This is a genomic window from Sulfitobacter mediterraneus (assembly GCF_003054325.1).
Taxonomy (GTDB): Bacteria; Pseudomonadota; Alphaproteobacteria; order Rhodobacterales; family Rhodobacteraceae; genus Sulfitobacter; species Sulfitobacter mediterraneus.
In genome coordinates, this window is the sequence record NZ_QBKU01000010.1 from 89,439 (window position 1) to 112,411 (window position 22,973).

Annotated in this window: 22 protein-coding genes; 14 read left to right on the plus strand and 8 right to left on the minus strand. The window is 59.4% G+C overall.

From position 1 onward, the window contains the following. Positions 1-7: 7 nt before the first annotated feature. Genes C8N31_RS15735 through ccmI form a run of 3 tightly spaced genes read right to left on the minus strand, consistent with a single transcriptional unit; the run spans position 8 to position 1,949 of the window. The gene (locus tag C8N31_RS15735) at positions 8-241 is read right to left on the minus strand and encodes a DUF1289 domain-containing protein (RefSeq protein ID WP_025048683.1); all 234 of its coding nucleotides are present in this window, start codon (positions 239-241) and stop codon (positions 8-10) included. Then, positions 238-723: a Holliday junction resolvase RuvX gene (ruvX, locus tag C8N31_RS15740; RefSeq protein WP_025048684.1), complete on the minus strand. Its 486-nt coding sequence runs from the start codon at positions 721-723 to the stop codon at positions 238-240. The genes C8N31_RS15735 and ruvX overlap by 4 nt, the downstream gene beginning before the upstream one ends. Beyond that, positions 720-1,949, minus strand: coding sequence for a c-type cytochrome biogenesis protein CcmI (gene ccmI / locus C8N31_RS15745; RefSeq protein ID WP_025048685.1), 1,230 nt, complete (start codon positions 1,947-1,949; stop codon positions 720-722). Before ccmI ends, ruvX begins: the two co-directional genes overlap by 4 nt. A 264-nt stretch (positions 1,950-2,213) precedes the next feature. Between ccmI and C8N31_RS15750 the strand changes: the two genes are divergently transcribed. The 3 genes from C8N31_RS15750 (at position 2,214) to C8N31_RS20410 (ending at position 4,155) form a co-directional block, all read left to right on the plus strand. Further along, on the plus strand, positions 2,214-3,458 hold the full coding sequence (locus C8N31_RS15750; RefSeq protein WP_025048686.1) for a sarcosine oxidase subunit beta family protein: 1,245 nt from the start codon (positions 2,214-2,216) through the stop codon (positions 3,456-3,458). Positions 3,459-3,561: 103 nt separating this feature from the next. After that, a complete protein-coding gene (locus tag C8N31_RS15755) occupies positions 3,562-3,807 on the plus strand; it encodes a hypothetical protein (protein WP_025048687.1) in 246 nt (81 codons plus the stop codon). A gap of 192 nt (positions 3,808-3,999) precedes the next feature. After that, positions 4,000-4,155 carry a hypothetical protein gene (locus C8N31_RS20410; RefSeq protein WP_156026898.1) on the plus strand — a complete coding sequence of 52 codons (156 nt, stop codon included), beginning with the start codon at positions 4,000-4,002 and terminating at the stop codon, positions 4,153-4,155. Between the two features lie 82 nt (positions 4,156-4,237). Here C8N31_RS20410 and C8N31_RS15760 read toward each other — a convergent pair whose 3' ends face one another. Further along, positions 4,238-4,426: a hypothetical protein gene (locus C8N31_RS15760; RefSeq protein ID WP_025048688.1), complete on the minus strand. Its 189-nt coding sequence runs from the start codon at positions 4,424-4,426 to the stop codon at positions 4,238-4,240. Between the two features lie 50 nt (positions 4,427-4,476). Between C8N31_RS15760 and C8N31_RS15765 the strand changes: the two genes are divergently transcribed. From C8N31_RS15765 to C8N31_RS15800, 8 genes are all read left to right on the plus strand, one after another. After that, positions 4,477-4,806 (plus strand): sarcosine oxidase subunit delta, encoded by a 330-nt coding sequence (locus tag C8N31_RS15765; protein WP_025048689.1) that lies wholly within the window; start codon positions 4,477-4,479, stop codon positions 4,804-4,806. Positions 4,807-4,864: 58 nt separating this feature from the next. Continuing rightward, on the plus strand, positions 4,865-7,882 hold the full coding sequence (locus C8N31_RS15770) for a sarcosine oxidase subunit alpha family protein (protein WP_025048690.1): 3,018 nt from the start codon (positions 4,865-4,867) through the stop codon (positions 7,880-7,882). Next, positions 7,875-8,444, plus strand: a complete 570-nt coding sequence (locus C8N31_RS15775) for a sarcosine oxidase subunit gamma (protein WP_025048691.1) — start codon at positions 7,875-7,877, stop codon at positions 8,442-8,444. The genes C8N31_RS15770 and C8N31_RS15775 overlap by 8 nt, the downstream gene beginning before the upstream one ends. Before the next feature lie 141 nt (positions 8,445-8,585). Further along, the gene (locus C8N31_RS15780; RefSeq protein ID WP_025048692.1) at positions 8,586-8,987 is read left to right on the plus strand and encodes a hypothetical protein; all 402 of its coding nucleotides are present in this window, start codon (positions 8,586-8,588) and stop codon (positions 8,985-8,987) included. A 14-nt stretch (positions 8,988-9,001) separates the two neighbouring features. Beyond that, a complete protein-coding gene (locus tag C8N31_RS15785; RefSeq protein ID WP_025048693.1) occupies positions 9,002-9,418 on the plus strand; it encodes a hypothetical protein in 417 nt (138 codons plus the stop codon). A gap of 96 nt (positions 9,419-9,514) precedes the next feature. Then, positions 9,515-10,114: a superoxide dismutase gene (locus C8N31_RS15790; RefSeq protein WP_025048694.1), complete on the plus strand. Its 600-nt coding sequence runs from the start codon at positions 9,515-9,517 to the stop codon at positions 10,112-10,114. A 387-nt stretch (positions 10,115-10,501) separates the two neighbouring features. Next, positions 10,502-10,711, plus strand: coding sequence for a hypothetical protein (locus C8N31_RS15795; protein WP_025048696.1), 210 nt, complete (start codon positions 10,502-10,504; stop codon positions 10,709-10,711). Further along, positions 10,708-11,163 (plus strand): host attachment family protein, encoded by a 456-nt coding sequence (locus C8N31_RS15800; RefSeq protein ID WP_025048697.1) that lies wholly within the window; start codon positions 10,708-10,710, stop codon positions 11,161-11,163. Before C8N31_RS15795 ends, C8N31_RS15800 begins: the two co-directional genes overlap by 4 nt. Positions 11,164-11,480: 317 nt before the next feature. On the opposite strand, the gene C8N31_RS15805 is transcribed toward C8N31_RS15800, so the two are convergent. Further along, positions 11,481-12,032, minus strand: coding sequence for an LOG family protein (locus C8N31_RS15805; protein WP_025048698.1), 552 nt, complete (start codon positions 12,030-12,032; stop codon positions 11,481-11,483). A gap of 100 nt (positions 12,033-12,132) precedes the next feature. Between C8N31_RS15805 and C8N31_RS15810 the strand changes: the two genes are divergently transcribed. Continuing rightward, positions 12,133-13,839 carry a LysM peptidoglycan-binding domain-containing protein gene (locus C8N31_RS15810; RefSeq protein ID WP_025048699.1) on the plus strand — a complete coding sequence of 569 codons (1,707 nt, stop codon included), beginning with the start codon at positions 12,133-12,135 and terminating at the stop codon, positions 13,837-13,839. A 161-nt stretch (positions 13,840-14,000) separates the two neighbouring features. Here C8N31_RS15810 and rpiB read toward each other — a convergent pair whose 3' ends face one another. After that, complete coding sequence (gene rpiB / locus C8N31_RS15815; RefSeq protein ID WP_025048700.1) at positions 14,001-14,450, minus strand: ribose 5-phosphate isomerase B; 450 nt, start codon at positions 14,448-14,450, stop codon at positions 14,001-14,003. A 155-nt stretch (positions 14,451-14,605) separates the two neighbouring features. Here rpiB and C8N31_RS15820 point away from each other — a divergent pair, with 155 nt between their 5' ends. After that, complete coding sequence (locus C8N31_RS15820; protein WP_025048701.1) at positions 14,606-15,652, plus strand: alcohol dehydrogenase family protein; 1,047 nt, start codon at positions 14,606-14,608, stop codon at positions 15,650-15,652. Positions 15,653-15,754: 102 nt separating this feature from the next. Then, positions 15,755-17,611, plus strand: coding sequence for an ABCB family ABC transporter ATP-binding protein/permease (locus C8N31_RS15825; protein ID WP_025048702.1), 1,857 nt, complete (start codon positions 15,755-15,757; stop codon positions 17,609-17,611). Between the two features lie 225 nt (positions 17,612-17,836). Here the strand turns inward: C8N31_RS15825 and C8N31_RS15830 are convergent, their stop codons facing one another. Then, a complete protein-coding gene (locus tag C8N31_RS15830) occupies positions 17,837-21,691 on the minus strand; it encodes an efflux RND transporter permease subunit (RefSeq protein ID WP_025048703.1) in 3,855 nt (1,284 codons plus the stop codon). Continuing rightward, positions 21,688-22,935, minus strand: coding sequence for an efflux RND transporter periplasmic adaptor subunit (locus C8N31_RS15835; RefSeq protein ID WP_025048704.1), 1,248 nt, complete (start codon positions 22,933-22,935; stop codon positions 21,688-21,690). Before C8N31_RS15835 ends, C8N31_RS15830 begins: the two co-directional genes overlap by 4 nt. Positions 22,936-22,973: the final 38 nt, after the last annotated feature.

The following is a 22,973-nucleotide window of genomic DNA, read 5'->3' on the forward strand; positions in this document are numbered from 1 at the left end:
ATCGACGCTACCGCCGCGCCATCCGCGCGGCACGTCCGCCGCGCCGTTTGCCAAACGCACCGGCCCGCGAGGGCAGTTCCGCCATCACCTCGCGCCGCTCTTCGGGGCTCATGCGTGACCAGCGGCCAATCTCATCAATAGATCGCAAACATCCGGTGCACAGCCGCGCCTCGGGATGCACCACGCAGATTTTGATGCAGGGGCTTTCGACCTCGTCGCGCTTCCAGATCTCGTCTGTCATTCCTGATCTCCTTGCCGACGCAGCACCGCCATCCGGTCCAGCACCCCTTGCAGGATATATCCCGCCGCCACATGATCGATCACCTCTGCGCGACGTTTGCGTGTCGTATCTGCCTCAAGCAGGGCCCGTTCGGCGGCCACGGTGGACAGACGTTCATCCCAGAATGTGATCGGCAGAGGGGCAAGTTTGTCAAAGTTGCGTGCAAAGGCACGAGTGGATTGGCAGCGCGGCCCCTCCGAGCCATCCATATTGCGTGGCAGGCCCAACACCAGACCGCCAATGCGCCGGTCCTTGATGATCTCGGTCAGCCGTGCCGCATCCAGCCCGAATTTCTTGCGCCGGACGGTTTCAAGCGGCGAAGCGACACTGTGAAAGCTGTCACTGACCGCAACACCAATGGTTTTCTCCCCCAGATCCAGACCGATCAGCGCCTGCATCGGGGGCAGGGCGGCAACAAATTCGCTCATGTCTTCGTAGATCATTCCGCCACCCCGGCCTGACTGCCCGCGTTGCGGATCATGTCCAATGCGCCGGGGTTTCCGGCAAAGACCTCCATCGCATTGTTAAAGATCGCCAAGGCCTGTTCGCTTTGGCCCAAGACCCCGAGCGAGGTGATCAGCCGCGCCCAGTCTTCGGGCGGGCCGCCTTCGGTGGCCAATCTGTCCGACAGGCCCGCGACCATGCCGCCGATCATCTCCATCCGCTCAGCGGCGGTCATTTCTCCGGCGGCTTCGATATCTTCGGCGGAGGGGCCTTTGGCCGCGCCATTGCCGATTGCGGGCAGGCTATAGCGGGTTTCACCGGCAAGCGCGGCAACCTCCATGATCTGGCCCTTGATCGGTTCAATCCACGGGGCATCCGCCGGGCCGCGCCGCAGCAGCGCGTTCCAGATGCGGAAGGAAACATCCGGCCGGCCATTCTGTACCATCATCAGCCCGACGTAGTATCGCGCCCGCCCATCGTCGGGATCCAGTTCCAGCGCGGTGCTCAGCGCATTCTCCGCCTCGGGGGATACATATCCACCCGCCGACATCACCATCAATTCGGCATAATCGGTGATCTCGCTGGCGCTCGCGTCTGCACCTTTGATCTGTAGCACCCGGCGCTGTGCCTCGGCGGCACCGACAAAATTGCCAATGCTGGCCTCGTTCTGCGCCAGCAACTGTTGCCCCTGCAAATCGTCCGGCCGCTGCGCTACGGTTTCGCGCAGTTTTTCCATCAGCTCCAGATAACGCGGGCTGAGATCTTCCGAAGGGGGCAGGGGCGGCATCCGTTCCAACGCCTCTTGCTGGCCGGGGCGGGTTTTGCGCATCTCTTCGGCAAAGGCGATGCGGTCCGCCAGCGCCAGATCGCCATACCCCGGCTGCCCGATCTGGAAATACAGCGCCAGACTGCCCCCAACCACCAGCAATGCCACCAATCCAACGACCACAGGTTTCGGTCCCGCGCCTGCCGCACCGCCCGATTGCAGCGCCGTATCAGCGGCCAGAATGCGGCGTGAAATCTCTGTCTTGATACGGCCCGCGTCCTCGGCAGGCACAACCCCGCGCGCCACGTCCCGCTCAACCTCGGCCAATTGATCGCGGTAGACCTGCATGTCAAAGGCCGCCGCATCGGCGACATCTCCGCCATCATTGCGGATCAACGCCCGGATCAACAAAAGCGATACAACAGCCGTCATGGCCAAGGTGATGATCCAGAATGTCATGTGTCGCCCTGCTAGATTCTTTGTCCCACACACCTAATCAATGGGACCGTATGAAAAAAGGGGACAATTCGCCCACCTCGCCCGGACAGAGTGCCGCGCCATTTGGCAATTCACATCCATGTCGCAAATCCGTCAAGGAATGCCGTGGCGAGTATCCTTTTTTCTGGGTATATCTTCAGAACAGAAACAGCCGTCCCGGACGGCATCGAATCTTATTCCGTGGCCCATTCTAGGGGTGCCGGTTCCCTGTCGGAGAAGACCGCAATGAAGAAATACTCCGTTTTTGCCGTGGCCCGCGAGGCGATGCGCCATCACACTGGTTGGAACCGCGCATGGCGCGATGCGCAGCCCAAGAAACACTATGATGCGATCATCATTGGTGCCGGCGGGCATGGTCTGGCAACTGCCTATTACCTGGGCAAGAACTTTGGCATCACCAATGTCGCGATCCTTGAAAAAGGTTGGCTGGGGGGTGGCAACACCGGCCGGAACACAACGATCATTCGGTCCAATTACCTTCAAGATCCTTCTGCGGCGATCTATGAAAAGGCCCGGTCTTTGTACGAGACCATGAGCCAGGACTTGAACTACAACGCCATGTTCTCGCCGCGCGGTGTGATCATGCTGGCGCAAACCGAACATGAGGTGCGCGGTTACAAGCGGACCGCCCATGCCAACATGTTGCAGGGTGTGACCACCGAGTTTATCAGCCCCGAAAAGGTCAAGGAACTGGTGCCGATCATCAATCTGGATGGCCCGCGCTATCCGGTTCTGGGCGGCCTGTGGCAAGCCCGCGGCGGCACAGCGCGGCACGATGCGGTGGCCTGGGGCTATGCACGAGCCTGTTCCGACATGGGCATGGACGTGATCCAGAAATGCGAAGTCACCGGCATCCGGCAGGAAAACGGCAAGGTTGTGGGCGTCAGCACCAACCGCGGCGATATCGACTGTGACAAGCTGGGCATGGTGGTTGCAGGGCATTCGGGCCATCTGGCGGATATGGCCGGTTTCCGTCTGCCAATCGAATCTGTTGCGCTTCAGGCGTTGGTGTCAGAGCCGATCAAACCCTGCATGGACGTGGTTGTGATGGCCAACACCGTTCACGGCTACATGTCGCAGTCTGACAAGGGTGAAATGGTCATCGGTGGCGGCACCGACGGGTACAATAACTACACCCAGCGCGGCAGTTTCCACCATATCGAAGAAACCGTGCGCGCACTGGTCGAGACCTTCCCGATGGTGTCGCGTCTCAAGATGCTGCGCCAGTGGGGCGGCATTGTGGATGTAACCGGCGACCGCTCGCCGATCCTCAGCAAAACGCCGGTTGAGGGCATCTTTATCAACAGTGGCTGGGGCACCGGCGGGTTTAAGGCGATCCCCGGATCTGGCTGGGGTTTTGCCGAGCTGATGGCCAAAGGCCATTCGCCGTTGACCGAGGCCTTTGGCCTGAACCGCTTCCAAGAGGGCCGGTTCATTGACGAAAGCGTTGCTGCGGGCGTGGCGCACTGATGAGCCTATCCTGTTCATGTCAGGACCAAATGTCAGCCCTGCGGAACCTTTCCGCAGGGCGGGGCGTTGTTGTTGCGATATCCAATTCCAAAGGAGACGCACAATGGCACACCCCGATCACACCGTTTCGGAACGCACAACCACAACGACCACCGCAAACACCGGCGGCGCAGGCATGGGCTTTGTCCTTGGCGCCGTTGTCGTGGTTGTCGCGGTCTTGGCCTATGTTGTCTTTGCGGGCGGCGAAAGCGGCGGCGCAGATGACGTCAACATCACCATCGAAGGGGCAGGCGACGCCGTCCAAGGCGCAGCCGAAGCCGTCCAGGGGGCCGCAACAGCCTCGGAATGATTTGTCATTCCTTAACCCTTTCATGACATGGATCAGTCCCGCAGCTGGGGCTGATCAATCAACCGCCGATACGTCGTTTTCTGTCAAAACCGCATCGGCCATTCCCAGCCTAAAGTCCAATGGCAGGCAGCAAATGCTTGCTTCAAATGCGCATGATGGCATCCTTGATGCATCAGCACAGGAGATCGAACCATGGCTGGAGAGACCATTCACAACGGCGGAACCAAACGCGGTGTCATCATCGCATTGGTTGTTCTCGGGGTCTTTGTCGCGGGCATTGCAATGCTCGGCAACGGCTCTGCGCCCAGTGGCACCTCCTCAGGCACAGCCGCGTCAGACAGCAACTGACGCTGGCACAAGCCTGACAATACCGTCCCCGCCAGCCCGGCACTTTGCCCGGCTGCATGGGGTTGCTTTTGCAAAAATCAGATCAACGGTGATGCGTATCCGTGCGGATCACACCGGTGATATGCTCACGCAGGCTTTCGGTGTGCGGGTCCGCTTGCCGCGCTCTGTTCAGGTCATGCTTGAGCAGGGTGCGTTTGGTGCGCCATTCGTAAATCGCGATGCCGACACCGGCCAGCGCCACGGCGCCCAGAAGAACATACAAAACAATCATACACTCAAGATGGGCTTTCCTTGCCCAATTCTCAAGCCCGGAGCCGCGCTATGCTGATCCTGACCTGTCCCGTTTGCGGGGTCACCGCAGAAGAAACCGAATTCCACGCCGCTGGCGAAGCGCATCTGAAGCGTTTCGGCCCCGGTTCAACGGATGACGAATTTGAAAGCTATCTGTTCATGCGGGCCAACCCCAAGGGCGTGCATTTCGAACGCTGGCGCCACAACAACGGCTGCGGCAAGTGGTTCCATGTGGCCCGCGACACCACCACGCTTGAGGTGTTCACCAGCTATTCCGCACAAACGGTCTCTCCGCCGCAGGAGGTTCTCGATCTGATCGAAGACCGCCGACCCGGTTGGTCCAAAGGCAGCGGCGCGTGATCGCCGGGTTGTCACTCACCACTTTTCCTAATCACTCCGCTATCAAGGAGCCCCGCTCATGAGCACAAGACTTGCCACAGGTGGCCGCCTGCTGAACACTGACAAACCGGTCAATTTTGCTTTTAATGGCAAACAGATGCGCGGTTATGAAGGCGATACACTGGCTTCGGCCTTGTTGGCCAACGACCAGATGTTGATGGGCCGTTCGTTCAAATACCACCGCCCGCGCGGGGTTGTCGCCTCTGGTGCGGAAGAACCCAATGGATTGGTCAATCTGGGTTCAGAGGGCAAGTTCGAGCCGAACCAGCGTGTCACCACCACCGAGATTTTCGAAGGATTGGAGGCAACCAGCCAGAACCACTGGCCCAGCCTTGAGTTCGATGTGGGGGCGATCAACAAGCACCTCAGCCGATTCTTGCCCGCAGGTTTCTATTACAAGATGTTCATGTACCCCCGCGCTGCGTGGAAACATGTGTATGAGCCGATCATCCGTCATTCAGCCGGTCTGGGCAAAGCGCCCAAAACCACGGATGTGGACACCTATGAGCATTTCTATGCATTTTGCGATGTTCTGGTCGTGGGTGGCGGTGTGGCCGGGCTTGAGGCCGCGCGCACCGCGGGGCGCAGCGGCGCTAAGGTGCTGCTGCTGGAACAGACCGAACATTGGGGCGGACGTGCGCCCGTGGATGGCGGCACCGTTGACGGCAAACCAGCCGCCGAATTTGTCGATGATCTGGTGGCCGAATTGCAGGGCATGGACAATGTCCAGATGCGCAGCCGCACCATGGGGGCAGGGGTCTATGACCACGGCTATGTGTTGGGCTATGAACGCCTGACAGACCATGCACCGCAAAAATCCGGCCCGCGCCACCGCCTGTGGCGTATCCGTGCCGGTCATGTGATCACCGCCACCGGTGCGATTGAGCGCCCGCTCAGCTTTGCGGGCAATGACATTCCCGGCGTGATGCTGGCCGCTGCTGTGCGCGATTATGTGGTCAACTGGGGTGTGTCCATTGGCGACCGCACCGTGGTTGTGACCAACAATGACAACGCGTATCTGACCGCGATTGCCCTGAAACATGCGGGCCTTGATGTGCCTGCGATCCTCGATGCGCGGGTGCTGCCGCAAGACAGCATGCTGATGGAACAGGCCAAGGCACTGGGCATCCGTGTGATGATGGGCCATGCGATTGCATCGGTCAAAGGCGGCAAGCGGGTCACGGGCGTGACCGTCTGTTCGCAAGCGGGCGAAGGCGCTGCTTTGGAAGAGATCGCTTGCGATGCGGTGGCCATGTCCGGCGGCTGGTCGCCTGTGGTCCACCTTTGGTCCCATTGCGGCGGCAAGCTGCGCTGGGACACGGCGCAGGCCTGCTTTAGCCCTGATCTGGACAATGCGCCAAAAGGTGCGGATGGCATGGGCTTTGTGACCCCGGCGGGCGCGGCATCTGGCATGTTCCCTCTGGACGATGTGCTCTGTGATGCCCATGCGGCCGCCGATGGTGTTGTGACCAGCCTTGGTTTCAAATTGCCCAAGGATGTTACGGCCCCAAGCGCTGAACGCCGCGAAGAGGCACCCATGGCCCCGGTTTGGCTGATGCCGCAGGGCGCAAGCGTCAAACTGCGTGAAAAAACCTGGCTGGATTATCAGAACGATGTGAAAGTGTCCGACGTCCGTCTGGCCGCACAAGAAGGTTTTGTCTCGGTCGAGCATGCCAAGCGTTACACCACTTTGGGCATGGCAACTGATCAGGGTAAGCTCAGCAACATCAACGGCTTGGCCACGTTGGCCGGGGCGCTGGATGCGGATATTCCGACCGTGGGCACCACCACTTTCCGCCCGCCGTATCACCCGATCTCGATGGCTTCCATCGGCGGTGAGGCGCGCGGGCCGGTGTTCCAACCCATCCGCCGCACACCGATGCATGATTGGCACGAAGCCAACGGCGCAGAGTTTGAACCCGTTGGCCAGTGGCGCCGCCCCTATGCCTTTAAACGCGGCAGCGAGAGCACCCATGACGCGGTCAACCGTGAGGTCAAGAACACCCGGACCAACATGGGCCTGCTGGACGCCTCCACCCTTGGCAAGATCATCGTCAAAGGGCCGGACGCGGGCAAATTCCTCGACATGCTGTACACCAACATGATGTCGACGCTGAAGCCGGGCAAATGCCGCTATGGTCTGATGTGCAGCGAGAACGGTTTTCTGATCGACGATGGCGTGGTTGCCCGTGTCGATGAGGACACATGGCTGTGTCACACGACCACAGGCGGCGCGGAAACCATCCATGGTCACATGGAAGAATGGTTGCAAACCGAATGGTGGGATTGGGACGTTTACGTGGCCAATGTGACCGAACAATACGCACAGGTCGCGGTTGTGGGCCCCAACGCCCGCAAATGCCTTGAGAAACTGGGCGGCACCGATGTCTCCAAAGACGCGCTTGGCTTTATGGAGTGGGTCGATGGTGAATTGGGCGGCTTTAAATGCCGCATTTACCGGATTTCCTTCTCGGGCGAGCTGTCTTACGAGATCGCTGTGGATGCCAGCCATGGGCAGGCCTTCTGGGATGCGTTGATGGTGGCGGGCAATGATCTGGGCGTGATGCCTTACGGCACCGAATGTCTGCACATTCTGCGCGCCGAAAAGGGCTTTATCATGATCGGGGACGAGACCGACGGCACCGTGATCCCGCAGGATCTGGGTCTGCACTGGGCCTTGTCGAAAAAGAAAGAAGACTATCTGGGCAAACGGGCACAGGAACGCAGCCACATGGCCGATCCCACCCGTTGGAAGCTGGTTGGCCTTGAAACCACGGACGGCAGCACCTTGCCGGATGGCGCCTATGCGGTGGGCGAAGGCACCAACGCCAATGGCCAGCGCAATATGATCGGTCGGGTCACATCGACCTATCATTCGGCCAATCTGGACCGCGGCATTGCCATGGGTCTGGTGCTCAACGGGCCGGACCGCATGGGCGAGGTCATCGACTTCCCCGGCACCGATGGCAAAACCTACCACGCCCGTATCGTGGACCCTGTATTTTATGACAAAGAAGGGGAGAAGCAGAATGTCTGAGCCCGTCACAGCCCTCAACAATGCCAGTGAAACCAATGGCATCGCCGCGATCCGTGAGTTGGGCCCATTGGGCATGATCACTCTGCGCGGTGATCTGTCTGCGGCCTATCTGCGCACCCTGACAACAAAACTGACAGGGGTGAAATTCCCCGATGTGCGGGAATGTCATAGCGAAGGCGAGAATGGCCTTGCGTGGATGTCACCGGACGAATTGCTGGTGATGTGCTCCTATGCGCAGGCCAATGATCACGTCGCCCGCATGAGCGAAGCCCTGTCTGGCAAACATGCACTGGTGGCCAACGTGTCCGATGCCCGTGCGGTGTTTGAGGTCAAAGGCCCCCATGCCCGCGACGTCATCGCCAAATTGGCTCCGGTGGATCTGACGCCAGAAGGGTTCACCCCCGGCATGTTCCGCCGCAGCCGGATGGCACAGGTGCCTGCCGCCTTTTGGATGCGCGATGCGGAAACCTTTCAGATCATCTGCTTCCGATCAGTCGCGCAATACATGTTTGACCTGCTCAAGATCGCGGCACAACCGGGGTCGGAAGTCGGGCATTTCTGACACCCGAAACGCAAGTTTAGCGATAGATTTGAAAATGGGCGGCGTTACCAAGCGGTAATTTGCCGCCCCTTTTCACTTTTGGGTTGTGTCTCGGGTGTGCAGTGATATGCATACCGTGAAATACAACTGAAAGATGAATGAATGACCCGTTTTCTCCTTGCCGCCATGACGGCTTTGATTTTGCCAACTGGCGCGATGGCTGAAGCCTACGATTGTGAAACCAAGCATTTTGGTATTGGAGGCTGGGTGCCTGAGCGGATCATTCTTGCGTATGACACCGAGGCAGAGGTCGGATCGGCCTTTGATGCGATGATCAATCATCTTCACAAAGCGCCCATTCCAGTTGATTGGGCCGCGCGCTCGGAGACGTCTTTTACTTTCAAGTGGAAGTTAAGAGGCCTCAAGGCGACAAACGGCGGCAAAGGCATCAACAGCTATCGCGTGACGCTTTTTACATCTCTGAACAAGTTCACTTTGAGCGGGCAGCGTCATGGTTATGACAATGTGATTAGCGCCTCGGGCACCTGCAAAAAGATCAAATAGACTAGGATGGTGTGATGAAGAGTCTTTTGTTTTCTGTCGTTGCGATGGTTTCCCTCGCCACCAACGTCGCGGCCGCCCCAGCCTTCTTGTACGACTGCGACCTGCAGGGCACCGATCAGGCGCATGGCTGGATCACGCCCAAGATGGCCTTTGTTGTTGAAAAACAGGGCGAGGTTAAGGTTGTGGACGGTGTGGTGCTGCACTTTAACAAAGCGCCCCTTGCAACCAAAGTCTTGAGGAACGACGACAAACGGATGATCCTCAGATGGGTGGTGACAAACGCAAAAGCCGACAGTGGGCGCACCTTCAACAACTTCAGATACCGCGCCTCGATCAGCAAAAGCTCGGGCAAGGTCGAAGTCACTGCAATACCGGCCCATTTTGACACCGGGGTTCGTGCGACAGGGGTTTGCAAGAAACGGACGAAATAGTGCCGGCAGCGGCCATTTGCACGACTGGACCTTGACGAACGCCCTTCTGGCACTCCATGTGATGCAGACGCAATTTCTAATCAGGAGGCCCACCTCATGGCTTTTTCACTTCCCGATCTTCCCTACGCACACGATGCTCTTGCCTCAAAGGGCATGAGCGCCGAAACCCTCGAATTCCACCACGACAAGCACCACAATGCCTATGTTGTGAATGGCAACAAAGCGATTGAGGGCACCGAATGGGATGGCAAATCGCTCGAAGAGATCATCAAGTGCACCTATGACGCGGGCGCGGTTGCGCAGAACGGTATCTTCAACAACATCAGCCAGCTTTGGAACCACAACCAGTTCTGGGAAATGATGGGGCCGGATGGCAACGCGATGCCGGGTGAACTGGAAAAAGCGATCAACGAAAGCTTTGGCTCCGTCGACAAGATGAAAGACGAATTCAAGGCCGCTGGCGCGGGTCAGTTCGGCTCTGGCTGGGCGTGGCTGGTCAAAGACGCCGATGGTGGTCTGAAGGTCACCAAAACCGAAAACGGTGTGAACCCGATCTGCTTTGGTCAGACGGCGCTTTTGGGTTGTGATGTATGGGAGCATTCCTACTACATCGATTTCCGCAACGCGCGTCCTGACTACCTGTCGAACTTCCTCGACAATCTGGTGAACTGGGAAAACGTGGCCTCGCGCCTCTGATTGTCAGTTGGGCTCTCCCAGTCACTGACGCCCGCCGCATCGCGGCCGGTTGAGTGAACTGGGAAAACGTGGCCTCGCGCCGGTTAACCCTCTCTAAGCTATTCGCAGCGTGCCGCTCGTTCGGCACGCTGCGCCCCCAACCAACTCTGGCCTTAGGCGCTCAATTGCATCCGCCGGGTTGCTGGCATCTTTCTTTTCACATCATTTAAATTCTCCAACGGGCCCGTGACCGTCAGGCGATTTACCTGACCTGAGCTTGGCGCTACCCGGGGGGCTCCGTCCATGTTTCCGGGATGGGAAACAGCCTTCAAACAGACCTCGCGATGGAACTTCTCCGCCCTCCCAACGTTGGTTTTCAGATGGAAATACAACAAACAGGAGGCCCCCATGGCAGAGCGGCACCGCTCCCAAGACGGCAGCAAAGACAGCGAGAAAATCCTCGGTGACACCACCCAAATCAGCCAGCAAGGCCGTTCCGGCGGAGATTTGCAGCGCGACGTGGCCACGCAGGACGAAGAAAAACGCGCCACCCAACGCCCCGCTGGCGCAACCCGCGTCACTGGCAAGGACAAACGCAACCACGGAGATGCAGCATGACCCAGATCGACAACGGCACATGGGTTCTGATCGCGGACGGCGAGAAGGCCCTTTTCCTCGAAAACAAAACCGATGGGCAAGATCCCTTCTTTGAGGTCTTCCGCGAAGAGGAACAAGACAACCCGCCCAACCGCGAGCAAGCTGCAAATCGGCCCGGACGGTTCAACGATGGCCCCTCGGTGCATCGCTCAGCGGTTGCTGACACCGACTGGCATGAGCTGGCCAAAGACCGGTTTGCCCATGACCTCGCCGATATTCTGTACAAACAGGCCCACAAAGGCCGGTTCAGTAAGTTGGTGATTGTTGCGCCGCCCAATACGCTGGGTGAGTTGCGGCAGGAACTGCACCAGGAGGTCACGCAAAAGGTGATCGGTGAAGTGCCCAAAACCCTGACCAATCACCCAATCGATGAGATCGAAAAGATTGTGAGCACCGAATTGGCTGCAGCCTAAGGGGCTAACATTCGGCGGCGGGGCAGGGCCCTCGCCGCCAAAGACTGCTTTTCACGTTGAAAAATGTGGCAAACGCGCCACACGGCGAGGCAAGCGCAGGCAGGGTGCCAAAAGGGCCCTCACGCGGTTCTCGAAGGTATTCCTTGCCGCGTGATATTCGGCCGTCGTTCCGTCAAGACAAGGCGGACCGCCTCGCCGATCTTCTCGGGCGCCAGACGCCGCAGCACGCCAAAACCGCTGACCATTATGTACCCAAACGGTAAGGCAACCGCAGCGCTCTTGACCGATGTCATCTCTCAGAAGGTACAGATCAAAGGTCAGGAAAAATCAGCCTGGATCTTGACTAGGGCCGCCGCGGCACTGTCGCAGATTGTGATGTAATCGAGCACGCTTGCATCTGCAAAGCCGCGCGCCACAACATGTTGCAGCAGCGTCATCAGTGGATCCCAATAACTATTTGTATTCACAAGATAAACGGGCTTGTCGTGCAGTCCCAGTTGCCGCCATGTCAGCACCTCAAACAGTTCATCCAAAGACCCCGCGCCGCCGGGCAAAACCGCCACAGCATCGCAGTTCATGAACATCACTTTTTTGCGTTCATGCATGGTTTCGGTCACCACATAGCTGGTCAAATCGGTCTTGCCGACCTCCCAATCCACAAGGTGTTTTGGGATCACGCCAAAGGTGGTGCCGCCCGCCGATTGTGCCGCGCGCGCGACGCTGCCCATCAGGCCAACATCGCCAGCGCCATAGACCAACCGAAGCCCCGCCTTGGCCAATCCGCGGCCCAGCATTTCGGCATCGGCGGTAAAGGCCGGATCGTCGCCGGGGCGTGATCCACAATAAACGCACAAAGATTTCTGAACCATGTCGCCTCCTGAGCCAAAAAAAATGCCGCGCTAAGGGGGCGCGTTTTGACCCCTGTTAGACTGCTTGCTAGAAAGGCTCAACCTTGGGGGAACGAAAGTCATGAGCAAGTTTTTGGCCGGTCTGGGCGGCGCGTCCGGCGCCGCGGTGGCGGGTGCTGTTGGAGTGGTCATCGCAGGTGCGGCGGCCTGGGTCCAGTTTGGCCGCGAAGACCCCGCGACGGTGATCCCGGCGGCGCAAGTGAAACCAGCGCCGGCGCCTGCGGTTCAACAGACCGAAACTGCCGAAGTGCCAGAGACCGAAACGGCCCCTACGCCCTCGGTCGAAACAGCGGAAGCCGAGCCAGAATCCGTCTCACCAGATCCTGCCCCGGAAGAAAAGGCCACCGAATCCGCAATGGCCGAGATCCCGGCGCCCCCGGCCTTTGACGAGGTGCGCCGCGAAGAGGACGGTATGACGGTGATCGCAGGCCGCGCCGCGCCGGGCGCTATTGTTCAGATCCTTCAGGACGGTGTCGAGATCGCAAAGACGACCGCAGACGGATCGGGCAAATTTGCTGCCTTGATGATGATCCTGCCGGATGGAAAGCCCCACGCCCTGTCGCTGATGCAGATGGTGGATGGCAACGAAATCCTGTCTGACGGTGAGATCATTCTTGCCCCCCTTGCCGCACCTGTGGTGGTTGCCGAAGCGGCACAGGAACCCGAAACGCCGGAACCCGTGGCTGAGGCAGAGACTGTAACTGCGCAAGCCGCCGAACCCGTCACGCCAAAAGCTGAGGATGCTGAAACGGCCCAGATCGCGGACGGGACGGATCCCGTTACACCGCAAACCTCGCAGACAGCGCCAGAAGCAGCCACGGCTGAAAGCGGAGCGGAGCGGGATACGGAAACTGCCGAATTGGCCGAACCGGTAACAGAGGCCGCCGTCCTCCCCGCGCCAACGCCGGAGGCATTGCCAGACACAACAACCGACACGCCGGACCCCGCGCCAGAAGTTGCAGCCGCCACGGTTGAGCCGGCCAATGATCAGGCCGAAACCGCGATCGCCCAACCCGAAGCCGAAACGCCAATCGACCCGGCACCAGCGGTTGTTGCTGCGGTAGAGCCCGCAACAGATCCAGCGACAAAGCCCGCCGCGACCGCGCAAGAACCGACCGCCGCGCCAGAAGAAACTCCTCCGCAACCGGCGGAAACCACGGTCGCCGAAACCGCGCCCGCGCCTGAGGCAACCGCAGAACCGAACGTTGCTGACGCGCCTGTCGAGGACGCCCCTGCACAGGTCGCGGTGCTGAAATCAACTTCAGAAGGGGTTGAACTGCTCAATCCCGCAACGCCAGTGATCGACAACAGCGTCGCCCTCGACACGATCAGCTATGCAGACAACGGTGACGTTCTGCTGTCGGGCCGGGCAAAAGGCGACACCCGCAACGTGCGGGCCTACCTCAACAACACCGCCATCGCCGATTTCCCCGTTTCCGCTGACGGGCGATGGGGCGGCACGGTCCAAGGCATCGCGGCGGGTATCTATACCTTGCGGGTCGATGGACTTGCGGCATCAGGCAGCGTGACCCACCGGCTTGAAACCCCGTTCAAACGCGAATCCCAAACGGTTCTGGCCGAAGCCACACAAGACCTCGAAGGGCCGATCAAGGCCATCACTGTCCAAAAAGGCGCAACGCTCTGGGCCATTGCCCGGGATCGCTACGGCGATGGGCTGCTTTATGTACGGGTGTTTGACGCCAACCGGGATGCGATCCGCGATCCGGATCTGATCTATCCCGGACAGGTCTTTGATCTTCCTGACTGACGGAATAGGGGGCCAGCCCCCACCGCCGCTGCGCGGCGCTTCCCCCGGAGGTTTTTCTGGCCAAATGAAGACAAGAGCGCCTCTTTCTTCATTTGGCCTTTAAACCTCTGGGGTCCGGGGCAAGGCCCCGGGTGTTTGCCACGGAGACAGGCCGTGGTGTTTTACGCCTCAAGGGCCTTGATCATGTCCACACGGATGGCGTGGCGTCCGCCTTCAAATTCGGCGCTTAGGAAGGCGTCAACGATGCTCAACGCCAGACCTTCGCCGATCACCCGTGCGCCCATCGACAGGATGTTGGCGTCATTGTGCTGGCGGATCATTGCAGCCGAGAACGTGTCAGAGCAGACGCCGCAGCGCACGCCTTTGACCTTGTTGGCGGCCATCATGATCCCTTGGCCGGTCCCGCAGAGGATGATCCCGAATTGGCAATCACCGGATGCTACTTTTTGTGCCGCCGCTTGACCGTGATCGGGGTAATGGGTGCTTTCAGGTGTTGCCGGGCCGATATCCACGGCCTCCCACCCAAGCGAAGTGATATGCGCGGCAATTGTTTGGCGCAGATCAATGGCCGTGTGATCACTTGATAGTACGATCCGTTTTGTGTCGGTCATGGCAGGGGAGTCCCGTTTTTCAAGGCAGATTGGAATGTGCCGCCCTTGGATCATCTGCACATGGGTTTGTCAATTTTGAAGGCCTGCCTGTGCCGCCGATTGACAGCCTTTCGGTTTTCTTTGAGGGTTTCATCCGACCAATCGTGGAGAGAGCTATGCCCATCCCCCAGAAAATGAGCGGCGTTGTATTGGCAGGTCACGGCGGGCCGGAGATGTTGGAGTGGCACGATGACCTGCCTGTTCCAACGCCGGGGCGTGCTGACGTCGTGGTCAAGGTCGGTGCAGCGGCGGTCAACAACACCGATATCAACACCCGTCTTGCATGGTATTCCAAGGGCGCGGCTAAGGCAGATGATGCCACCTGGTCAGGCAAGCCGCTGACCTTTCCGCGCGTTCAGGGTGCCGATATCTGCGGGCAGATTGTTGCGGTTGGGCAGGACATAGGCCCGTCCCGGATCGGAGAGCGGGTGTTGATCGAGCCGTGCCTGCGCGAGGCGGATGGCGCGGCCCTGGATAGGGCATGGTACATCGGGTCCGAATGTGACGGTGGATTTGCCCAATACACCAAGGTGGCCGCAGGCCATGCCTATGCGATCAACAGCGATCTGACGGATGTTGAGCTGGCCTCTTTTCCCTGCTCCTATTCCACGGCGGAAAACATGTTGACCCGTGCAAAGGTCTGCAAGGGCGACCGGGTGCTGGTCACCGGCGCATCGGGCGGCGTGGGATCGGCGGCGGTGCAACTGGCACAGGCCCGCGGCGCCGAGGTGATCGCGGTCACCAGCGCTGCCAAGGCGGAGGCATTGACCCGCCTTGGCGCCGTCCAAACGCTGGACCGCGGTGATGATTTTGTTGCGAATGTGGGTGAGGGCTGCATCGATGTGGTGATTGATTTGGTCGCAGGGCCAAGCTGGCCTGTTCTGCTTGATCTGCTGCGCCCGGGCGGGCGCTATGCGGTGGCAGGGGCCATTGGCGGGCCAATGGTGGAGCTGGACGTGCGCACGCTTTACCTCAAAGACCTCAGCTTTTTCGGCTGTACAGTTCTGGAACCAGAAGTGTTTGGCAATCTGATCGGGCGCATCGAGCGCAAGGAGATCGCCCCATTGGTGGCACAGATCCATCCCCTTGCCGATATTGGCGTTGCGCAAAAGGCGTTTGGCGAAAAAGGTTACATCGGGAAAATCGTCTTGAAGGTTGATTGATTGGTCCGTCGCGGTGCCGTCAATGGCGCGGGAAATGCGCACCGCCACTGGCAACTGCCGGATCAGCGGCCTATGTAACGGGGAACCCGAATTGGAACTCCTATGCCCTCTGACACTGCCCGCGCCGCATCCGCCAAAACCGGCGATCCCAAAAAACTGTTGAGCGATGCCGAACTGGCCGATCAGGCGGAACGCCAATCGGCGCTTTTGGTGCTGCGCAAGGTGGCGCCCTATCTGTGGCCGTCCAACATGCCATGGGTGAAGCACCGGGTGGTTTGGGCGATGGTGGCACTGGTGGTGTCCAAGTTGATTTCGGTCGCCACGCCGCTTTTTTACAAGGGCGCGGTGGACGGGTTGGCCGCAGAAGGCGTGCCGATGCTGGCGTTGGGGGCGATTGGCCTGACCATCGCATACGGCATGGCGCGGTTGATGACGGTGGGCTTTCAACAACTGCGCGACGCAATCTTTACCCGTGTGGCCCAAAGGGCCCTGCGGATGCTGGCGCTTGAGACCTTTAACCATATTCACCGTCTCTCAATGCGCTATCATATCACACGCAAGACCGGCGGCTTGTCGCGGATCATTGAACGGGGCGTGAAGGGGGTCGAGTTTCTGCTCAGGTTCCTGTTGTTCTCGATTGGGCCGCTGATCCTTGAGTTGTTGCTGATCGGCGTGATCCTGACGATCCTGTTTGATGCGTGGTATCTGGCCATCGTTGCGGGGACCATTGGCCTTTATGTCTGGTTCACCTTTGCCGTGACCGAATGGCGGGTGAAGCTGCGCCGCCAGATGAATGATCAGGACACCGATGCCAATCAAAAGGCCATCGACAGCCTGCTGAATTATGAAACCGTGAAATACTTTGGCGCCGAGGCGCGCGAGGCCGCCCGATATGACGCGGCGATGGAAGGCTATGAGGTTGCGGCGATCAAGACCAATTACTCGTTGGCGTTCCTGAACTTTGGCCAATCCCTGATCATCACCTGCGGTTTGGTGGGTGTGATGGTTCTGGCTGCGGTTGGCGTGCAGAACGGGACATTGACGGTGGGCGATTTTGTCATGGTCAACGCCTATATGGTTCAGATCACCGTGCCGCTGAATTTCCTTGGCACGGTCTATCGCGAAATCCGGCAGGCGCTTGTGGACATGGGCCAGATGTTTGGCCTTTTGGAACAACCGGCCGAGATACAGGATCGCCAGAATGCGGCGGATCTCAAGGTCAACGGCGGGCAGGTGACACTGGAGAATGTGGTCTTTGGCTATGACCCCGATCGTACCATCCTCAGCGGTGTCAGCATTGATGCAAAACCGGGGCAAACGGTTGCGATTGTCGGGTCTACCGGATCGGGCAAATCGACCATCGGGCGGTTGCTGTTCCGGTTTTACGATGTGCAGTCGGGGGCGGTGAAAATCGACGGGCAAGATGTGCGGGACGTGACCCAGCTGAGCCTGCATCAAGCCATTGGCGTGGTGCCTCAGGACACGGTGCTCTTCAATGACACGATCCGCTACAACATCGCCTATGGCCGCGATGGGGCCAGCCAGGAGGAGGTCGAAGCCGCAGCCAAAGACGCGCAGATCCACGACTTTATCGTGGGCCTGCCCGATGGCTATGACACCACGGTGGGTGAGCGCGGGCTGAAACTGTCAGGCGGCGAAAAGCAACGGGTGGGCATTGCGCGCACCTTGCTGAAAGATCCGCCGATCCTGCTGCTGGATGAGGCGACCTCGGCGCTGGACAGTGAGACAGAGCATGAAATTCAGGACGCTCTGATGCGGGCCGGGCAGGGGCGCACGGTTCTGACCATTGCGCACCGGTTAAGCACGATTGCGGACGCAGATCTGATTGTGGTTCTGGAAAAAGGCGCCGTGGTCGAGCAAGGGCGGCATGATGAGCTCATAGAGCAGGATGGCCGCTATGCGCAGCTGTGGCATCGCCAGCAGGCTGAAGAGGGCTAACCGCCGCTTCATCGCGGGCGCCTGAGTTTGTTGACGGGGCAGGATTGAGTTTTTCTTGCCAAATGAAGCAGGGGGCGGTGGCCTGCTTTGGCAGCTGTGTTCGGTGCTGGGGCGGTGCACATGTTTTAGTATTCACAAAAGCAACGGCCCGCAGTGTTGATTCACTGCGGGCCGTTCGGGTTTTGGTTGTTGGCGAGGGCCGCAGCCTTCGCATGACCGGAGCAGTTATCCTGCCGGTGTAGGCGACGCGGCGGCGCTGTCGTCCCAAATGATCTCTTGGGCGTTCATGCGACGGGCGTCACGTTGCAGCGCCCAGTCTTGTGCGGCGCGGCTGGCGCGGCCCAGTGACATCTTGGCCAGCAGACGCGCCACCCAACGGATGTAGGTTGTCGCCCAGACCCGGATTGCCAGCATGGACGGGGTGACGATCAAAGTCAGAACCGTCGCAATCCCAAGGCCGAAGACCACAGCCGTTGCCAGCTGTTTCCACCACAGCGCAGTTGGGCTGTCGATGGTGTAACCGCCATCGGCGAAGTTCAGGCTGAGGCCGAACATCATCGGGGCAAGGCCCGCCATGGTGGTGATGGTGGTCAGCAATACAGGCCTGATCCGCGCCTGCGCTGTACGAATGATAGCCTCAATCCGGGGCATATAGCGTTCATATTCCTGAAAGGTGTCGATCAGGATGATGTTGTTGTTCACCACGATCCCTGCCAAGGCGACGATCCCCGTGCCGGTCATGATGATCGAGAAGGTCTGGTCCATCACCAGCATCCCGATCAGCACGCCTGTGGTCGACAGAACCACCGCGAGCAGCACCAGAACCGCGTTATAGAAGGAGTTGAACTGCGCCAGCAGAATGATGAACATCAAACCCAGTGCCGCCGTGAAGGCCGAGCTGAGGAAGGCTTGGCTTTCGGCCTGATCTTCCTGATCGCCGGTCCATTCATAGGTGACGCCAAGGCCCAGCGGTTTGGTATCCAGCCATTTGGTGATCTCTGCGATCCGTTCATTGGGGTTGATCGGAACCAGGCGGAAATCGCCAGCGGTAAGCCCGGCCTGCAAATCTGAATCGCCTGCGGCTTCTGCGCGGTTGGTGATCTTATACGCGATACCGTCCGCCGAGGTGATGTCGGCGTCATTGCCTGCGGGCCGCAGGGTGGCGAGGGTCACCGTGGTGTCGGTGCGGTCGGTGCCGCTGGCCTTGACCAGTTTCATCAGGCCGGGTGCCACATCCGCCTTAACATCGAGATAGCGTTTTTGATCCACGCGGTTGACCTCTGCCAGCTTTGGCACGGGCGTGCGGGTGATGAAGTTGCTCAGCGGGATCAACCCGTCAGCTGTGCGCACCTTGAGCGTGTCCAGTGTGCTGAGCACCCGGTCTTTCTCGGGCAGGCGCACGCGGATTTCGATCTCTTCGTCCGAGCTGTCGACCCGCATGGTGTCGAGCAGCAGCCCGCGCGTGACCAACTGCACCATCGCGCCCACGGTCAGAACATCCGCGCCGTAGCGGCCCGCTTTTTCCACATCCACGTCGATTTTCCAGTCGATGCCGGGCAGGGGGCGGGTGTCTTCGATCAGGGTCAGACCGGGGGTTGCCTCATATTGCTGCCGCGCCATGGCGGTGGCTGCGATGAGGTCCGAATAGCTGTCGGACTTCAACCGCAGATGCACCGGTTTCCCCGAGGCAGGCCCGCGGGCCTGCGCCAAAATTTCGACCCGAATGCCGGGGATGTTTTCCAGCTGTTCGGTCAACTCGGCGATGATGACATCGCCGTCATAGGCCGGATCCTGCGTTTCGCGCCGCACTTCGAAGCCCACAAAAGGCACCGTGAACAAGACAGTGCTGCGGTTGGGGCGATCCTCCCACGGGATGGTTTCAAGCTGGACCTGCCCAATGCTGTCTTTGGGTGTGACCGCGCCGCCGGTGTTACTGTCCAAGCCCCCTTCGCCAGCAAAGGCAAAGGCCGTCTGGATGCCCGGATGCTGCAAGACGATGTCTTCGGCCTTTTGCAAAAGCGCATCTTTTTCATCAAGGCTCAGGTTCCCGCGGGCCAGCACATAGACGATGGCTTGCTCCGGTTCGGATTCCACAAAGAACTCAACCCCTTTGGAGTTGTTGGAAAAGTAGATCAGAACCGATCCGACAAAGACAAACACAATGCCCGCCATCGCCAGCGGCATCACCGGATTGCCCGCGATAAAGGCTATCACCCGGCCAAAGCCGTTGCGGCGGTAGCCCGCGTTGATCTTGTCCGGGGTTTTGCGGAACAGTTTCGAGGTGACCCAGCGGCCACCGCGCCCCAGTCGGGTAAAGACGCCAAAGAACGCCAACAGCCCCAGCATCGCGCCCGACAGCCCCACTGCCAGCAGCGCGGCCAGCACGACCACGCAGAAGAACACAACGGCAAAGGTCGGCACCACGGAGCCAAGCACATTCAGCGCGTTCATTTCGGCAAACCGTGCAGAGATCACAGCAAAGAGCGGCGACATGCCTGCCATTGGCACCATGATCATCGCCAGTGCAACAGGGAACAGCAGAATATGCAGATACCAGCGCAGGCCAGCAATGGCTTCCATGTTGTTGGCCATCCAACGCTCAAGCCGTCCGGTGACACCGCCCAGAACCGGCAGGTACACCAAGGCCACAACCAGCGAGGCAGACAGAACAAAGATCAGCGTCACGGGCAACATGCCCATGAATTCACCGGGCACACCAGGCCAGAACAGCATGGGCAGGAAGGCACAAAGCGTCGTCGCGGTGGAGCTGATGATCGGCCAGAACATCCGCTTGGCCGCGTCAACATAGGCGTGCATTGGGCCAACGCCCTCTTGTTGGCGGGCATCGGCGTATTCGACCACCACAATCGCGCCATCCACCAGCATGCCGACCGCGAGGATCAGACCAAACATCACGATGTTGGAGATCGAGATCCCCATTAATGCAAGAAAGGCGAAACACAAAAGGAACGAGGTCGGAATGGCAAAACCAACGAGCAGTGCCGCGCGGATGCCAAGTGCGGCCAGCACCACGATCATCACCAGCGCCACGGCGGTAAAGACCGAGCCAAGCAGCTGTTGCACCATGCTGTCAACGATGCGGCTTTGGTCGTTCGAGGTGCCAACGGTCACCGCCGCCTGAAGACCATCAGGCCATTCGGCGCTGCGTTCCGCGACGATTTCTTTGACCAGTTGCGCGGTGTCGATCAGGTTAAACCCCTTGCGTTTGACCACCTGAAGCGCCAGCGTCTTTTCGCCGTTAAAGCGGGCTGTGCCTTTGCGGTCTTCGAAGGTCAGGTTGATCTCGGCCAGATCGCCAAGCGTCACAACCCGGTCGCCATTGGTCTTGACCGGCAGGGCATAGACATCGCGGGGCTCGTCAAAGGACGACGGGATCTTGACCGCAAAGGAGCCTTGATCGCTTTCGATCTCGCCAGCGGCGATCAATTGGTTGTTGTTCTTGACCACATTGATCAATTCGCCCGCCGTCACGTTGTAGGCTTCAAGGCGCAACGGGTCGATCAAAACCTCCAGCATCTCGTCGCGGTCTCCGGCCAGACCGGCCTCAAGCACCGCATCCAGCGCCTCAAGATCATCCTGCAAGTCACGAGCAACCCGCGCCATCGTGCGTTCAGGCACTGGGCCGGTCAGGTTGACAATGATGATCGGGAATTCGGAAAAGTTGATCTCGTTGATCGTGTATTTTTCCGCGCCTTCCGGGAAATTCGCCTCGGCGGTCGACATCGCATCGCGGACATCGGCCATGATCTTGGTCTTATCCCAACCAAATTCAAACTCCAGCGCCACACCGGCGTAGTTTTCCGCCGCCGTGCCGGACATCTGTTTGAGACCATCCAGATCGGCCAGTTCAGTTTCCATCGGCTTGACCAGCAGTGTTTCACTGTCTGCTGCTGAAATACCAGGGAAGGGGACCGATACAAAAAGAGCCGGGATTTCAATGTCCGGCTCACCTTCTTTGGGAAGTGTGGAATAGGAATATCCGCCCACCACAAGGCTGAGCAGGATAAAGGCCATCACCATCCGGGCACGGCCAGCGGCCCAATCGACGATACCGGTCATTGGCTCAGCTCCTCCCAGGTCGGTGCAACAGTGACGCCAGCGGTGACATACTCCTGGCCAACCACGATGATATCGGCTTCAAGCGGCAGGCCGGTGATCCAGATGCCTTTCGGTGTGTCGCGCATGATCTCGACGGGGGCAAAGGCCACCACAGCGGCGTCATCAATCATCCGGACGCCCAATGCACCATCATCATTCAGCGTAAGCGCAGATTGTGGAATAAGATGCGCTTTGACCCCGGCGGAGGCGATGCCGATCTCGGCGGTCTGGCCATCGCGGATCGCCAGATCACTGTTCGGCACGTCAATTTCCACGCGGAATGTGCGGGTTTGCGGATCGGCAGAGCGGGACAGGAACACCACTTCGCCAAACACTTGTTGACCACCAGCGGCCAGTTGCGCACCGGCGCGGGCACCAAGGCTAACGCGGTTCACTTCGGTCTCAGGCACAAAGCCGACCAGTTTGATCGGATCCAGCTGGATGATTGTCGCGCAAAGCGCACCGGGCTGCAGCAAGCTGCCCAATTCAGCCGTGTCACTTTCCAGCAAACCGCCAAAGGGCGCACGAATGGTCAGGCGTTCAATTTCTTTCTCAGCGCTGGCCACCGATGCGGTTGCCGCTTCGATGCTGGCCTTGGCCGAGGACAGACCAGACGTGGCAGAGCTGACCGACGCCTTGGCTGCCGCCACGGAGGCATCAGCAGAGGCCACACGCGTTTGCGAGGCAAAGCCATCCTGAATAAGGCGTGTGGCGGCGTTTTGGTTGATCTTGGCTTCTTCCAATCGCGCACGCGCTTCTTCCACGCGGGCTTCTGATTCTGGAACGCGCGATTGCGCTTCGGTCAGGCGGGCGCGGGCCTCTTCCAACGCGGAGCCGCGCGTGCCGGGGTCCAGCACACAGAGCGCCTGACCCTCCACAACACTGGAGCCTTTGCGCAGCGGCGCTGAGGCGACAATGGCGGAGGTTTCAGATTTCACATCGACCTGCCGTGCGGCGGCTGTTTGTCCGCGCAGGATCACCGCGCTGTCCACTTGTTCTGCGATCACTTTGCGCACCAGAACTTTGACAAGGTTCTGGGATGCGGCATTTTCCGCGTCCGCCTCGCCGGTGTTCAATGTATTGGTTTGTGTTTCTTCGGCATCGCCGCTCATGCCCAAAAGGGCCATCAGCTGTGGGCGGGCCAGAATTGACATTGCCAAAAGAACGGTCACGACCAAAGCGGCCAAAATGGAGAAAATGCGCATCTGAGTGCCTCGCAAAAATATGATGGACCAATCCATTC

Bases quoted from the DNA above. Each gene is read 5' to 3' on its own strand.
- C8N31_RS15735 (WP_025048683.1), bottom strand. From the start codon at position 241: ATGACAGACGAGATCTGGAAGCGCGACGAGGTCGAAAGCCCCTGCATC.
- ruvX (WP_025048684.1), bottom strand. From the start codon at position 723: ATGATCTACGAAGACATGAGCGAATTTGTTGCCGCCCTGCCCCCGATG.
- ccmI (WP_025048685.1), bottom strand. From the start codon at position 1,949: ATGACATTCTGGATCATCACCTTGGCCATGACGGCTGTTGTATCGCTT.
- C8N31_RS15750 (WP_025048686.1), top strand. From the start codon at position 2,214: ATGAAGAAATACTCCGTTTTTGCCGTGGCCCGCGAGGCGATGCGCCAT.
- C8N31_RS15755 (WP_025048687.1), top strand. From the start codon at position 3,562: ATGGCACACCCCGATCACACCGTTTCGGAACGCACAACCACAACGACC.
- C8N31_RS20410 (WP_156026898.1), top strand. From the start codon at position 4,000: ATGGCTGGAGAGACCATTCACAACGGCGGAACCAAACGCGGTGTCATC.
- C8N31_RS15760 (WP_025048688.1), bottom strand. From the start codon at position 4,426: ATGATTGTTTTGTATGTTCTTCTGGGCGCCGTGGCGCTGGCCGGTGTC.
- C8N31_RS15765 (WP_025048689.1), top strand. From the start codon at position 4,477: ATGCTGATCCTGACCTGTCCCGTTTGCGGGGTCACCGCAGAAGAAACC.
- C8N31_RS15770 (WP_025048690.1), top strand. From the start codon at position 4,865: ATGAGCACAAGACTTGCCACAGGTGGCCGCCTGCTGAACACTGACAAA.
- C8N31_RS15775 (WP_025048691.1), top strand. From the start codon at position 7,875: ATGTCTGAGCCCGTCACAGCCCTCAACAATGCCAGTGAAACCAATGGC.
- C8N31_RS15780 (WP_025048692.1), top strand. From the start codon at position 8,586: ATGACCCGTTTTCTCCTTGCCGCCATGACGGCTTTGATTTTGCCAACT.
- C8N31_RS15785 (WP_025048693.1), top strand. From the start codon at position 9,002: ATGAAGAGTCTTTTGTTTTCTGTCGTTGCGATGGTTTCCCTCGCCACC.
- C8N31_RS15790 (WP_025048694.1), top strand. From the start codon at position 9,515: ATGGCTTTTTCACTTCCCGATCTTCCCTACGCACACGATGCTCTTGCC.
- C8N31_RS15795 (WP_025048696.1), top strand. From the start codon at position 10,502: ATGGCAGAGCGGCACCGCTCCCAAGACGGCAGCAAAGACAGCGAGAAA.
- C8N31_RS15800 (WP_025048697.1), top strand. From the start codon at position 10,708: ATGACCCAGATCGACAACGGCACATGGGTTCTGATCGCGGACGGCGAG.
- C8N31_RS15805 (WP_025048698.1), bottom strand. From the start codon at position 12,032: ATGGTTCAGAAATCTTTGTGCGTTTATTGTGGATCACGCCCCGGCGAC.
- C8N31_RS15810 (WP_025048699.1), top strand. From the start codon at position 12,133: ATGAGCAAGTTTTTGGCCGGTCTGGGCGGCGCGTCCGGCGCCGCGGTG.
- rpiB (WP_025048700.1), bottom strand. From the start codon at position 14,450: ATGACCGACACAAAACGGATCGTACTATCAAGTGATCACACGGCCATT.
- C8N31_RS15820 (WP_025048701.1), top strand. From the start codon at position 14,606: ATGCCCATCCCCCAGAAAATGAGCGGCGTTGTATTGGCAGGTCACGGC.
- C8N31_RS15825 (WP_025048702.1), top strand. From the start codon at position 15,755: ATGCCCTCTGACACTGCCCGCGCCGCATCCGCCAAAACCGGCGATCCC.
- C8N31_RS15830 (WP_025048703.1), bottom strand. From the start codon at position 21,691: ATGACCGGTATCGTCGATTGGGCCGCTGGCCGTGCCCGGATGGTGATG.
- C8N31_RS15835 (WP_025048704.1), bottom strand. From the start codon at position 22,935: ATGCGCATTTTCTCCATTTTGGCCGCTTTGGTCGTGACCGTTCTTTTG.